This is a genomic window from Paenibacillus sanfengchensis (assembly GCF_036864765.1).
Lineage (GTDB): Bacteria > Bacillota > Bacilli > Paenibacillales > Paenibacillaceae > Fontibacillus > Fontibacillus sanfengchensis.
In genome coordinates, this window is sequence record NZ_JBAGJC010000002.1 from 218675 (window position 1) to 232105 (window position 13431).

Here is a 13431-nt window from a genome sequence, read left to right on the forward strand (position 1 = left end):
TGGCGGGATTTTTTTCGGCTAAAACCTGCCGGACTTGAATATCGAGTAAAGCAGCCAGATGACCATCAGGGCAGCGACGATAAAACCGATCTCGATCGCGGGAATATTCCACAGCACGGTCGGTCTGCGCGTCAAGGAGGAACCGACAATGAGCCCGACCATAATGATACTGAATGCCAGCAGTACGATACTGAAGGAGAGCCTATTCGAGATTTGGTCCAGCTTTTTCAGAAATTGCTCCGTGTCGGTAACGCTTACCTCCATCTTTACTTTTCCTTTGCCGATCAAGGTGAACAGGCGGTCGACCTGCTGGGGCAAAGCCGTCAGCGCGTCCGCCAGATCGATCGCTCCGCCGACGAAACGTTTGCCGAGGCGGCGGGTGTCGAACTTCTCGCGCAGCAGTTTTTTGCCGAACGGCTCGGCCAAATCAAGAATGCTCAGGTGCGGATCCAGGCTGATGGCCACCCCCTCCAGGGTGAGCAGCGCCTTGCCCAGGAGGAGGAAATCCGGGGGAAGCACGATGCGGTGCCGCTGGGCGGTCGCAAACAAATCGTTCAGTGCCTCCCCGATGCTGATTTCCGCAAACGGAATATCATAGTAGCGGTCATGCAAGCGGTTCAGATCATTCCGCAGGCCGTTCAGGTCGGCGGATTCTTCCAACAGCCCCATCCGCAGGATGGCCCGGAGCATACCCTCGTTGCTCCGCCGCATCAAAGCGATGACCAGCGAGGATAAATGATCGCGCATCTCCGGACTGAGCCGCCCGATCATCCCGAAATCGATGAAGGCCAACTTCCCGTCCGGCGTAATCAGGAGGTTGCCCGGGTGGGGATCGGCGTGGAAGAATCCTCCCGTAAATATCTGATGCAGCATCGCGTTCACCAGCGTCTCGGCGATTTGTCGGGTATCGAAGCCGCTTCGCTTCAGTTCGGCCGGCCGATTTAGATGAATCCCCTCAACGAAATCCATCGTCAATACTTTGGACGTCGAGCAGTGCCAATGTACGCGGGGAATGCTGATCTTCTCGCTGTCCGTAAACTGCCGGCGGATTTTCTCCATATTGCGGCCCTCGATGCTGTAGTCCAACTCCGCCGAAATGGAACGGGCAAATTCTTCAACCATCTGAGGGATTTGATAATGTTCTACCCAGGGCCATCTTTTTTGCGCCATGGAGGTGAAATTCTTCAAAATATCCAAGTCCCGCTCTACCTGCGGGACGACGCCGGGCCGCTGGATTTTGATGGCGACTTCTTCTCCCGTAACCAGCCGTCCTTTATGGACCTGTCCGATGGACGCGGCGGCGATGGGGGTTTCCTCAAAATGGTCCAGCAGTTCGGAGGCGGGCATGCCAAACTCCTGCTCTATAATGCTCAAGGATTCCTCCGCCGAAAAAGGCGGGACCTGATCCTGCAATTTAACTAGTTCGGCGATCACCGGTTCCGGAAGCAGGTCGGACCGGGTACTGGCCAATTGGCCCAGCTTAATAAACGTTGGACCGAGTTCCTCCAGCACCAGGCGGATGCGTTCCGCCAATGTCAAACTCTCCGGCTCCGTTTTAAAGATCCAACGATGCGGAGCGGCAAACAGGCGGGTGAGCCCGATTTCTTCGGCCATATAGCCAAAGCCATGGCGCCCCAGCGCCATGGCAATCTCCCGGTACCGGCCGGAATGACGGACACGGATCCCCATCGTTACGGCTGCTGCAGCTCGGCCAGTTTAATTTCCAGCTCGGCCACCCGCCGCGTCAGTTCCTCCACTTCTTTCGCCGAAGCGAGCCCCATCGTTTGAAGCGCAGACTTTACTTGCTCATTCACCAATTCCTTTAAGCGGCTTTGCTCCTCCGCTCCCCTATCGATCAGACGTTCCACAAGCTGCTTGGATTCCGAAGGGGCAATTTCGCCGCGCTTGACCAAATCGTCGACAAGGCTCTCGACCTTCTCCTTGCTGACAATCGTAAGTCCCCATCCGAGCGAGATGGCCTTCTTTAACAGATCGCTCATGTACAACATCCTTTCCGTCATGGAATTGAATTGCATGAAAGAAATAGCCCCCATACTTAGTAATACCCTATGGCTCGCCTGGATGTACTCGTTGCGGTTTAAAATTTTTGTTTTACCAGCGATCCGGGTTGCTCCGGGCTTCCGATTCTCCGGCATAATAACGGGCCAGTTCCACCATCATGCTGCCCATCCGCTCCTCGCGGGGGGCCACGACGCGCGGAACACCTGCTTCAAACAGCCCCTGGGCCGTAACCTTGCCGACCGCCACCGCGATTACCGGCCCTTCCAGCGCTTCCATAAGCGCCGCAAGCTTCCCTTGCCTGGAGGCGTGTTCCATCAGAAACCTGACCTGCGGGCCGCTTGTAAAGGTCACGGCGTCCACCTGGCCGCCGGTGATATCGGATAACAGCCGTTCCAAATCCTCGGCGGGCGGAGCGATATGACGGTAGGGCAAGAGTTGCCGGCATGCGGCCCCTTGCTGCTCAAGCCAGCTTGTCAGACGTGGCGCGGGATCACCGTACAACTGCAGAACCACTTCTTTTCCCGCAAAAGAATGCTGCGACAGCCCGCGGATTAACCCCTCGGTACTGCCATCGTCATCCCGTACAAGCGGGGTAAGCTCCCGTTTTTTCAAAACGTTCGCTGTTTTGTAACCCCTGGCGGCGATATGCCCGCGGCGGAGAATGTCCCAGTAGGCCGCGGCGATCCCCATGTCGTCGGCCATATCGAACAGCGCGTCGATGCCTGCTCCCGTGGTGAAAATCGACCAGTCCGGCGGCTGGTTCACCCAGGATACAAGACCGTTCCGCAAATCCAGGTCATCCAGCAGCACCGTTCCTTGCGCCGGCCTAAAGAGGGGAACTCCCCCCATGTTCTCCACGAGCTTCCCCAATTCCTCGGCTCTTCGCGGACCGGTGATTGCCACCCTTTTGCCCTCTAACCTGCGTGCCATAAATCTCCCCCTAAGTCTCGGCCGACCGGCAGCCATATCATTTATTCCAGATTAAACGACATTTTGAAAGAAGTCATGTTTATTTCAATTTCAAGGCCAATCGCTCCTGGGAGCGGTAGCTTCCATCTAGCATAGTCCAAACATTAACTATAATAGGCTAATAGGTTGAATTATTTAATTCAAATTAACGGGAATTCCTCCCGTTAATTTGGTGCCTATACGGCTGTTGAGGGGAATTAACTGGAAAACCTCCTGCTAATTTTCCTGAAATTGTGTATATCGGCAATTGGATCGCGAAATAGCTAGAGCTTTTCCAGCTAAATCGGATCCAAGGGCCAAGAGCGGTATTTTAACGGGAGGTTTTCCCGTTAATCCATCACCAATACAGTAAAGCGCAACGGTCCAGGGAGCCGGACCGGACACCCCTTCAATCCTGGTCAACTCGCAACTCCCTCTCCCCTCCACTGTACCTGAACAACACATACGAACCTTATTTACTCAACTAACTAACCCTGCTCCCGAGTACCTCATAACCACGAACCCTTCATCAACTTCCCTATACCCACTAGGTCCACCCTTTTCACTTCCTTGTTGCGTAAATCGGACGTCTCCGAAATTAACGGGATTTTCTTTCGTTAAGAAATAATAAGGGCCTGATGCAGCGCTATTTTGTTGAATTCAGCTGGGCGATGTGGAATAACGGCTTTTTCGGGTGCTATTGTTGGGAAAAGCGGGCCAATCCCTGATTTTTGAGCCCGCACTAGTGCCAAGCCTCTTGCGGAGGGGTCTCCCCCATACGCTATGCCTTTAATCCGCCAACCGATAGCCCACGCCTCTTACCGTGGAGATGTAAGTGGAGTTCACGGCGCGATCGCCGAGTTTCTTGCGGAGACTCTTGATGTGCACATCCACGATGTTGCTCCCGCCCAGGAAGGAAGTACCCCAGACCTCGGCTAACAGCTCCTCCCGCGAGAGGACGCGCCCCTCCTGTTCGAGCAGCTTAACCAGCAGCTCGTATTCCGTTTTGGTCAGGGCGATTTTGGAACCGTTGCGGTAAACCGCCATCTTCTTGCGATCGATCCACAGGTCCTTGAAGATAGCCGGAGAGGTTCCCGTCAGCAGCCGGGAGGCCTGTGCGCGCTTGCCGCCGTTGCGGATGATCCGCTGGGCATGGTAGACGATTTCGCCGGGGCGAGCCGGCCAAACCAACAGCTCCTGGTTCATGAGCGTCTGATCCAGTCCAGGGAGAAGCCGATCATTCACCAGCAGCAAGGACGGCACGTTTCCGGCTTCCTGAGCGATCGATTTGATGGGCAGAATCTCCTCGGCATCGCGGTACGGCGTTAGATCGAAAATCAGCAGGTCCGCAGCCTGCGCATTGCGGATCCCCTGCTCCCAGTGGTGGAACACCAGTACATCGAAGCAGCCCTCCGACAAATCGCGGACAAGCTCGTGAATGCCGCCGGGAAAAGGGCTGACCAGAATAACTCGCTGCGTGACCGGGCACATTTGGGGACCTTCATAGCTCTCGTCGGTCAACGTCATTCCGAATTCCTCCGGCCGCCTGAACGGCGCCTTATTTCCTGCGGTCATACGATCACGCTCCTTCACTTCTTCTGCCGGCATGACGGGCACACTCCTCCGAATACGACATGGGCATGATGAACATCATACCCGGTTTCCTTGGCGACGGCTTCGCTCCAATCCTCCGGCACTTGGGTCATCACTTCGTCGACGCGCCCGCATACTTCGCATAAAATGTGCTGGTGATCGTCCATTTTCGCATCATAGCGGCTCGCGGCTTCCCCAAGCTTCAATTCGCGGATCAATTCCTTTTCCGTCAAATACCGAAGGGAATTATATACAGTCCCGTACGCAAAGTTATAGCCCTGCTCAACAAGGCGGTTCATGACTTCAGCCGCGGTGGGATGATCGTGCGCATTCCGAACGACATCGTATACGGCCTGGCGCTGGGTCGTCAGATTTAGGGATTTCATATCTATGATCATTCCTTTGAATATCATTATTTTAGAATTAGTATAAGTCTTATTTCATCATTCGTCAATTTCGGCTCCCTGTGACCCGCGCATGACCTCGGTCGGATCTCTTCATATTAGCCTAAAAGGAGTTGAACCGAGTTTGCTGAAAAAATACTTGATGTTCCTGCTCTTTCTGACGTTGAGTATCGCCTATATCGTGTTCATTGACGTTTTGGTCGGACAGCCCTGGAGCAATTTTGGGCAAAATCTGAACTATGCCATGATCAGCCCCACGCAAAAAATAACGATTGCCGCCTTGTTTATAACGCTGGTGGTCCCGGATCTCGTCCGCCTGCTGAAGCGCCCCAATAAAAAGCCGAACGCCAAGGCCGATTCAGGCTCTTGATCTGCGTTTGTATATGGATCCGGCCACCATGAGAATGACGGGCAGGATGACGAAAAACGAAAAATACCGGATCGATCAGATAAAGCACCTGCCCCCTTTGCTCAGGTGCTCGCTGAACGAGCGGGCCGGCATAGCGGACTGCAGCAGGATGATGATCGCGACCGGGTAAAGCACCTGGCGGTAAGGAAGCCGAAACATCTCGGAAATGCTCACCGCCGAGGCGTAATAGAAAATGCTGATTTTGAAAAATACGCCGATCACCAACACCATAACCACGAGAATATCGGTCCGTTGAATAAAATCCGCGACCGAAGCTTTGCCGACCATGCTGAGCAGCGGAAAAACGGACCGTTAACGACAAGTGCGGTCCATACACCCGTCCAGCAGCAGAACCGTATCCCCCGACAGCAGCGATAGAATCATCTCTTTCCAGTCTGTTTGGATCGACGATTTCCCGGTTGAAAGAAATTCCCCCAGTATCGCTTTCCTTTGTCCAGTATCTGCTTTTCATTCCGTTTTCATGCGAAATTCCCAGCCTCCTTCCTCGCTCGTTTCTAAAGGTCTCAAGGTGGTAATAATGAGAAAAAACCGTAAGGAGGAGCAACTTAATGAACAGCACGCCGCAAGATGCAACGGGGCTGCCTCAATACCCGAAATCGCTATGGAAGGACACGACCTCGTTTCCTTCCTTCCCCGCTCTCCGGGAAGATATCCAAACCGATGTTTTGATCGCCGGGGCGGGAATTACCGGAATCACGGCGGCCTACCTTCTTGTCAAAGCCGGTCTGAGCGTTGCCGTGATCGACGCGGGGAACATTCTGGACGGAACCACGGGTTACACCACCGCAAAAATCACCTCCCAGCACGGCATGATTTACGACAGCCTGATCTCCCATTTTGGCGAAGAGGCGGCCAGATTGTATTTTGAGGCCAATGAGGAAGCGCTGCACTTCGTGGATGAAACTGTCCGCGAGCACCTGATCGATTGTCAATTCAAGCGGGAGGACGCCTACTTGTACGCCGACTCCGAAGATCAGTTAAGGCAGCTCAAAAATGAATGGGCGGCTTACGAAAAGCTGAATCTTCCGGGCAAGTGGGAGGACTCTCTCCCTTTGCCGGTAGAGGCCCTCGGGGCGATCCGGATGCCGGACCAGGCCCGGTTTCACCCGCTTCAATATTTGCGTACATTGGTGGATTTCGTGACCAAGCAAGGCGGCAAATTTTACGAGAATACCACCATGTCCGATTCCGCCGAAGAAATGAGGGACGGAAAACTGCTGCTCAAGACGGAGTCCGGCGTCATCATTACCTGCCGCCACGCGATTTCCGCCTCGCATTATCCTTTCTTCGACGGCGGCGGGCTTTACTTTACCAGGCTTCATGCCGACCGTTCCTACGCGGTGGCCATCGAACCGGAGACGCCGTTTGAAGGCGGCATGTACATCAACTGCGGAAATCCGAAACGTTCGCTCCGCGCCGCCGAGTTCGATGGCAAACAGTTGATTCTGGTCGGCGGCGAATCGCATAAAACCGGACAAAGCGACTGTACGATCAAGCATTATGAGGAACTGGAAAAGTTCGGCGGTTTGACCTTCGGCATCAAGTCGATCCCTTACCGTTGGTCCGCGCAGGATCTGGTCACCATTGACCAAGTCCCGTATATCGGGCCGGTTACTTCGGACCATCCCCATATTTATGTGGCCACCGGTTTCGCCAAATGGGGCATGACCAGCAGCACTTTGTCCGCCCTGCTTCTGTCCGACTTGATTCAGGGAAAAGAGAACCGCTATGCGGATTTGTTCACCCCTTCCCGATTCAAAGCCAACCCGGGCATTAAAAACATCACGGTTCAAAACGCCGACGTCGCCAAACAATTGATTGCCGGGAAGGTGGAAATCATCGACCGCAAGCCTGAGGAGCTCGGAGTGGACGAAGGGGGCACCGTAAGGCATCTCGGCAAAAGAGCGGGCGCTTACAGAGACCCCGACGGCCAGCTTCACCTTGTCGATACAACCTGCACGCATATGGGGTGCGAATGTAATTGGAATCAAGCCGAACGCACCTGGGATTGCCCGTGCCACGGCTCCCGGTTCGATCACACCGGAGCCGTCATCGAGGGTCCGGCAACGGAAAACCTTAAGCCGCTTTAGTCCCCAATAATCACGCGCAAGATCATCTTCAGCAGAACGAGGCGACCGGAGAACTCGATTCATCCGGGTCGCCTCTTTTTTTAACCTTTCGGCCTAATCTGTGTTCACTATGTTGCATTATTCAGTACTGTATGATAGTATGTTCCCAGTGATACTAATCAATATTCAGTACTGGTATACAATAAACAGCGAAAATGAGGCGATGTCGTTGGATATAAGCGTCCAATTCAAGAAAGGCGCCTTGGAATTATGCGTTCTGGTGCTGATCCACGAACATGACCGGTACGGTTATGAACTGGCCCAATCCGTCTCCCGGCATATCGAGGTCGCGGAAGGCGCCCTGTATCCCCTGCTCCGCAGGCTGGTGGGTGAAGGGTATTGCACGACCTATCTGCAGGAATCTTCGGAAGGACCGCCGCGCAAATATTACAAGCTGACGCCCGAAGGTGAACATTACATGCGGAAACTCATCGTGGAGTGGAAGCAATTCGTCAAAAGTGTATCAAATCTAATCGAGAGAGGAAGCCGCTTATGAATAAGAGCGAATTTTTAGCCCAACTTCATGATCATTTGTCGGTTTTGCCGCCGGAAGAACGCAATGAACTGATGGAAGACTATGAAGCTCACTTCACCTTTGCCCTGCAAAACGGCAAGACGGAAGAAGAAATCGCCATGGAACTCGGCAATCCGGCCGAGCTGGCCAAAGAAGCCATCGACGGGCGCTTTTCCGCCAAAGAACCCGTATACTGGTTCAATCCGAACGCCGTACCCGAACCGGCGGGTCCCCCGATCGCTCACGCAGCCAAACCGGGCCGCGGCGGATTCGCCACGGCGATGGTATATACCGGGCTGTTCTTTTTGAATATGGTTACCGTGCCGCTGCTGATCTCGCTATGGATGCTCGGAGTCAGCCTGGCTATGGCCGTGGCGGGCATGCTGCTCAGTCCGGTGTTGCTCGGCCTCGATTATCTCGTCGGTAACAGCGTTTTACCGGCCAAGAACTATGCCGTTCTCGTTTTTATGGGATTAGGCATCCTTCTGGCGCTCGCTTCGAAGCCTTTTTATAAATGGTTGATTCATATCAGTAAAACTTATTGGGCCTGGAATGTCCGGACAGCCAATGGAGGGGAAAAAGCATGAAAAGGAATACGAAAAAATGGTCTATCGTGGCCGTCGCTTTGATCATTGCCGGTTTTGCCGGCATGGCTTACCAAGGCTTCAAATTTGGGAATGAAAAGCCCCATTATGAACAAAAATGGGTTGTTTCCGATCTCCAATCCTTGAAAGTGGAAAGCAGCTACGATATGGACGTTGAGTTTATCGAAAGCCCGGACGGAACCGACTATATCGAACTCAGCGGCAACATGGAGCAGGAGTTGATCGACAAATTAAAGAACACTTCCTTCACAGGACCCGACGTAACGATGAGCTTAAAGGAAGATTTCAAACTGACCTTCCTGACCATTAACTTTCAAAGTTTGAGGCAGCATATGACCGTCGCCCTGGCCGACCCCGGCATGCTGGATCAGATCAAGTTCGACCTGCAGTCCAACAGCGGCCGGTTTACAGGGCTTCGCGCCAAAGACATTCAACTGACGACCACTTCGGGGAATCTGACCGCCTCCGACGTAATGACCGAGCATTTGCTGCTTAAGGCCACGTCAGGAAATCTCGAAGCCGCCGATGTACAGGGAGAAGCCGAACTCAAAAACGGATCCGGCAATATGGAGGTCGAGAATTTGGAAGGTACCCTGAAGGCCCACGGCACCTCAGGTAATCTTTCGTTCAATGGCGTGAACGGATCGCTTGAAGCCGACTTGACCTCCGGCGATATCGATATTAAGGATTTTACCGGAGACGGGACCATCAAGAATCAATCCGGCAGCATCACGCTGACCGGCCAACGCTCCGACTCCCTGGACATTTCCGTCACTTCGGGCGATGTCAAATTATCCAATGACCCCGGCTTCCAGGGCATATACGATTTAAAAGCGACCTCCGGGGACGTAAAAGCCCCCGACTCCCCTATGGTCACGAAAGATGTCATCAAGGTAAGAACTACTTCGGGAGATATCTCGGTTAAATAAAAAACAAGGGTTGAACCGCCGGCCTTCCGGGGTTTAACCCTTGTTTTTTGGAGCAATGTCCCATATTGGATTGATAGTGGCCTTTTGGGCACTGGCATTGCACCAAAGCTTACATGATGGCTTACGGAGATGTTGTGTAATTATTTTCCATGTGGATTATTAAGTAATTCCGATGTGTTCACAATAGGCGGTTCCTTGTTCCGCTTTTCCCCAAAATAAAGCCCTATAAAGCTGCTATTCCGCACCGCCCAGCCGAATCCGACAAAATAGCGCCGCAAAATGCAATGACGTTGCATCAAACCTTCCTTGATGCTGCCCATTTGGGGTCAATCCGCCGCTTTGGCAAGCAGCATGTCGAACTTAGATCGTCGTCTCCCCCTCTAAACCATGCTAACGGTCGCCACAGCCGCTATTTGCCCTGTTTGCGCTGACTCCAAATTCTAACGGCCGCCACGGCCCCTATTTCATATAAGTATGGCTGTTTTGGTCGAAATGAAGGTAAATAACGGTCCACACGACCGTTAAAATCCCATTACGTGATTCAATCGCAACATAACGGCTCTCACGGCCGTTAGACTTCCTAACTGCAGAACCTTGTTTAGAGGCCTGTACTTTTTTGCGAAGTTCTTTAAAAGCGATTAAGGCATCAAGCTCCGTTGTAATCATCTGTCAGGGTTAATGCAATGCTAGCGCCGCAAAATGCCCTTATTCACCTGCCCGGCTTTCCAAGGGAAGCCGGCCTATAAATTTCTCCGATCATATTACCTGCAATTTTATCCGACTTAGGCAATTTCCTGGGCCGTTTCCAGCACAATCGCTTCGCGGTAAGCCTCCAAGGAGTAGAATATCACCGTCTCCATCATCTGCCGGTCTTGGACAGGCACCAGATTGCGCGCGTAATCCCAAGCGTTCTCCTCAATCCGCAGGGCGATCCGCTTCCGTTCCAGCATGGTTTCGCACGTATCCATTTCTTCGCTTAAATCGCTAAGCAAGGGATCTTCGGCATGCCCGAGTTCGTGGGCGAATACGATGCGCAGCATCGCCTCGTACCCGTCAAGCGAGCCGAACAGCGTCATGCACTGCTTCTTGATCTCGCCGAGGTACATCGTCACCGAATGATCCCCGATGCTGTATTTCCCGCCGACGTTGCGCCCGCCAGGGAATCTGGATTTTATCAAAACGGAGACCCTGCTGCCTGACACTTCCAGCAATTCATCAAAAATTTGCTTCGCTGTTGTTCTTTCCAATTAGGCTCCCCTTATTCTCTTCTAAATTGACGTAATGGCGGCCGCAAAACAAAGGGCCGCTTTTTTGTCTAACGAAGATTATAAAGGAAAAAAAGGAGGAAATAAACAACAAACCAACTATTACCCGATAAAAAGCTCCCTGAAACATTAAAATTCTGTGAAGCTAAATGGCTCACTATTGTGCTTGATTTTTCCAACATAATCCCATATAATTTTTTACATCTTGTTTCAGAAATGGAGGTGGGTAGAGTGGATCGCAAGTTTGCGTGGAGTCGAGTGGGCCAACTGCCATTGGCAATGTTTGGCATTATCTATGCTGTATCTATCAACGGGATAGGTCTGTCCATTTTTAAGAACTCGATATCCAAAAACGATTGCGAAATGCCGCTCCTACCCTGACCTCACGGATTAAGAAAAATGCGTGTGTCCGGAAGGCTGCAGGATTTCCTGCAGCCTTTTTTGTTATTCTTCGGGGCGGCGATATCCGAAGGAGAGAAAAATAATAATGATGATTCAATGCAACCATATCCAGAAATATTACGGCGCCGAGCTGGTACTCAGCGATGTATCGTTCGAGATCAAAGAAGGCGAAACCGTTGGCCTGATCGGCAGAAACGGAACGGGCAAGACTACGCTCATGCGGCTCCTCACGGGCAGCGAGGCCCCCGATCAAGGCCAACTGAGCATCCGCAGGGGGGCGGTGATCGCCTCTCTCGCCCAGATCCCCGACTACGGCAACGAGGAAACCGTCTACGACGTGTTGCGGTCGGCCTTCCAGCCTCTGCTGGCAGCCAAGCCGAAATGACCAGGCTCGAAGAGGAAATGTCCGCCGCGGCCACCAACGGGCGGGAATCCGATATGGAGGCGCTGCTGAAGCAGTACGGCCGCCTACAGGAAAGTTTCGAGCGCGGCGGCGGATACGAGATGCAGGCGAACATCGAGCGCATCGCGGCGGGCATCGGCATTCCGAAGCAGCAGTACGCGCGGCCGTTCGCGTCCCTATCGGGCGGAGAGAAGACCAAGGTCGGCCTGGCCGTCATTCTGCTGCAAAACCCGGACCTCCTGCTGCTCGACGAGCCAACCAACCATCTCGATATGGCCGCCATCGAATGGCTGGAAGGTTTCATCCGCTCCTTTAGCGGAACCGTCGTGGTGATCTCCCATGACCGTTATTTTCTGGACGCCGTGGCGGAGAAAATCATTGAGATCGAAGATGGCGAAGCTTTCACCTACCACTGCAATTACAGCAAGTACAAAGAAGAAAAGGAAGCACGGCTGCTTCAGCAGTTTGCGGATTTCCAGGAACAGCAGAAGAAAATTAAAAAGATGCAGGAAACCATAAAACAGCTGATCGAGTGGGGAAATCGCTCGAATCCGCCGAATCCGGGATTTCATCGGCGCGCCGCTTCCATGCAAAAAGCGCTGGACCGGATGGTCAAGCTGAAAAAGCCGATTCTGGAGCGCAAGCGAATCGATCTTCAGTTGGAACAGTCGGACCGCTCGGGCAAAGACGCGATCATTCTGTCCGAGGTCGGCCAATCCGCCGGCGGGCGCGTGCTGTATCGGGGGATTACCCGAACGCTGCGGTACGGGGAAGCTGCCGCTCTGATCGGTGCCAACGGCACCGGCAAGAGTACGCTGCTGAAAAGCATCCTTGGCGGGCAAAGCCCTGACGAAGGGGAAATCCGGCTCGGGTCGCGGGTGGAAACCGGCTACCTGGCGCAGGAATCCGCCCCTGCCGACGAGGACGGCACGGTGCTGCAATATTTCCGCGACGAGCTCGGCATGGAAACCGGAGAGGCCCGGAATCAGTTGGCGCGCTTCCTCTTTTACGGCAGCGACGTTTTCAAAAAGGTGAGCAGCCTGTCCGGCGGAGAATGGACGCGGCTAAGGCTGGCGATCCTGATGCACCGCAAGCCAAATCTGCTGCTGCTCGACGAGCCGACCAACCATTTGGATATCGACTCGCGCGAGGCGCTGGAAGAGGCGCTGGAGGAGTATGCCGGCACCCTGCTCGCCGTTTCGCACGACCGGTATTTCATCAATAAAATCGCCGGGCAGGTCTGGCATCTGGAGCATGGGCAGCTTCGCGTCACGATCGGCAACTTCGACGACTTCCGCGCGGAGCGGATGAAGCAGGAGGCGACAGCGGCAGCAGCCGGAGCCGTGGCGGAAACGGCGCTGCGCCCCGCGGAACCGGAGCGGCGGGCGGACAGCGAAACCGACGGGCCTAGCAACGGGCCGAGGGCTGGCGCCAGCGGCGGGAACGGCAGGCCGAAGGCCAATCCGGCGGCGGTGAGCAAGCTGGAGCGCGACATCGCCGCCGCCGAGGCGGAGCTGGCCGCGATCGACGCCGCCATGCTGGCGCCGGAGGCCGCCTGCGACGCGGGGCGGCTGACCGAGCTGCAGGCGGCCCGCGATGAGCTTCAGCATCGGATCGACGCGATGCTGGAGCAGTACTTGGCCATGGTCGATTGATTCCCATCCCATGACGTTCCCGAGCGTTGTACCATTGCGCCCCTTCTTTTATGGATATAAACTGATATAATGGGGCGCAGGCCCTGCGCCTTACTCTGGAATCGGCGATTCTTCAGGAACAGGAGGCTCTTC

General features: G+C 54.0%; 15 protein-coding genes. 8 read left to right on the forward strand and 7 right to left on the reverse strand.

Translation table 11 applies throughout. The features are described 5' to 3' along the window. Positions 1-18 precede the first annotated feature (18 nt). From V4U84_RS04420 to V4U84_RS04440, 5 genes are all read right to left on the reverse strand, one after another. A complete protein-coding gene (locus V4U84_RS04420; RefSeq protein ID WP_334072249.1) occupies positions 19-1689 on the reverse strand; it encodes an ABC1 kinase family protein in 1671 nt (556 codons plus the stop codon). A 2-nt stretch (positions 1690-1691) separates the two neighbouring features. After that, positions 1692-2000, reverse strand: a complete 309-nt coding sequence (locus V4U84_RS04425; protein ID WP_334072250.1) for a phasin family protein — start codon at positions 1998-2000, stop codon at positions 1692-1694. Positions 2001-2112: 112 nt separating this feature from the next. Next, on the reverse strand, positions 2113-2952 hold the full coding sequence (locus V4U84_RS04430) for a uroporphyrinogen-III synthase (RefSeq protein ID WP_334072251.1): 840 nt from the start codon (positions 2950-2952) through the stop codon (positions 2113-2115). Between the two features lie 807 nt (positions 2953-3759). After that, positions 3760-4578, reverse strand: a complete 819-nt coding sequence (locus V4U84_RS04435) for a winged helix-turn-helix transcriptional regulator (RefSeq protein ID WP_334072252.1) — start codon at positions 4576-4578, stop codon at positions 3760-3762. Continuing rightward, complete coding sequence (locus tag V4U84_RS04440) at positions 4560-4949, reverse strand: Fur family transcriptional regulator (RefSeq protein WP_334072722.1); 390 nt, start codon at positions 4947-4949, stop codon at positions 4560-4562. The genes V4U84_RS04435 and V4U84_RS04440 overlap by 19 nt, the downstream gene beginning before the upstream one ends. 142 nt (positions 4950-5091) lie before the next feature. Here V4U84_RS04440 and V4U84_RS04445 point away from each other — a divergent pair, with 142 nt between their 5' ends. Then, complete coding sequence (locus V4U84_RS04445) at positions 5092-5337, forward strand: YczF family membrane protein (RefSeq protein ID WP_334072253.1); 246 nt, start codon at positions 5092-5094, stop codon at positions 5335-5337. Between the two features lie 75 nt (positions 5338-5412). On the opposite strand, the gene V4U84_RS04450 is transcribed toward V4U84_RS04445, so the two are convergent. After that, on the reverse strand, positions 5413-5673 hold the full coding sequence (locus V4U84_RS04450; RefSeq protein WP_334076934.1) for a GerAB/ArcD/ProY family transporter: 261 nt from the start codon (positions 5671-5673) through the stop codon (positions 5413-5415). A gap of 272 nt (positions 5674-5945) precedes the next feature. Between V4U84_RS04450 and V4U84_RS04455 the strand changes: the two genes are divergently transcribed. From V4U84_RS04455 to V4U84_RS04470, 4 genes are all read left to right on the forward strand, one after another. Then, entirely contained in the window at positions 5946-7487 is a 1542-nt protein-coding gene (locus tag V4U84_RS04455; protein ID WP_334076814.1) for an FAD-dependent oxidoreductase, read from the forward strand. A gap of 208 nt (positions 7488-7695) precedes the next feature. Continuing rightward, positions 7696-8022 (forward strand): PadR family transcriptional regulator, encoded by a 327-nt coding sequence (locus tag V4U84_RS04460; RefSeq protein WP_334076815.1) that lies wholly within the window; start codon positions 7696-7698, stop codon positions 8020-8022. Continuing rightward, the gene (locus V4U84_RS04465; RefSeq protein ID WP_334072255.1) at positions 8019-8627 is read left to right on the forward strand and encodes a DUF1700 domain-containing protein; all 609 of its coding nucleotides are present in this window, start codon (positions 8019-8021) and stop codon (positions 8625-8627) included. Before V4U84_RS04460 ends, V4U84_RS04465 begins: the two co-directional genes overlap by 4 nt. Continuing rightward, positions 8624-9574 (forward strand): DUF4097 family beta strand repeat-containing protein, encoded by a 951-nt coding sequence (locus V4U84_RS04470; protein WP_334076816.1) that lies wholly within the window; start codon positions 8624-8626, stop codon positions 9572-9574. The genes V4U84_RS04465 and V4U84_RS04470 overlap by 4 nt, the downstream gene beginning before the upstream one ends. A 782-nt stretch (positions 9575-10356) precedes the next feature. Here V4U84_RS04470 and V4U84_RS04475 read toward each other — a convergent pair. After that, on the reverse strand, positions 10357-10821 hold the full coding sequence (locus V4U84_RS04475) for a hypothetical protein (protein WP_334072258.1): 465 nt from the start codon (positions 10819-10821) through the stop codon (positions 10357-10359). Between the two features lie 297 nt (positions 10822-11118). Here V4U84_RS04475 and V4U84_RS04480 point away from each other — a divergent pair, with 297 nt between their 5' ends. The 3 genes from V4U84_RS04480 (at position 11119) to abc-f (ending at position 13299) form a co-directional block, all read left to right on the forward strand. Next, positions 11119-11220, forward strand: coding sequence for an RAxF-45 family protein (locus tag V4U84_RS04480; protein WP_334072725.1), 102 nt, complete (start codon positions 11119-11121; stop codon positions 11218-11220). A 106-nt stretch (positions 11221-11326) separates the two neighbouring features. After that, positions 11327-11626 (forward strand): ATP-binding cassette domain-containing protein, encoded by a 300-nt coding sequence (locus V4U84_RS04485; RefSeq protein ID WP_334076817.1) that lies wholly within the window; start codon positions 11327-11329, stop codon positions 11624-11626. Beyond that, positions 11623-13299 carry a ribosomal protection-like ABC-F family protein gene (gene abc-f / locus V4U84_RS04490; protein WP_334076818.1) on the forward strand — a complete coding sequence of 559 codons (1677 nt, stop codon included), beginning with the start codon at positions 11623-11625 and terminating at the stop codon, positions 13297-13299. The genes V4U84_RS04485 and abc-f overlap by 4 nt, the downstream gene beginning before the upstream one ends. Positions 13300-13431: the final 132 nt, after the last annotated feature.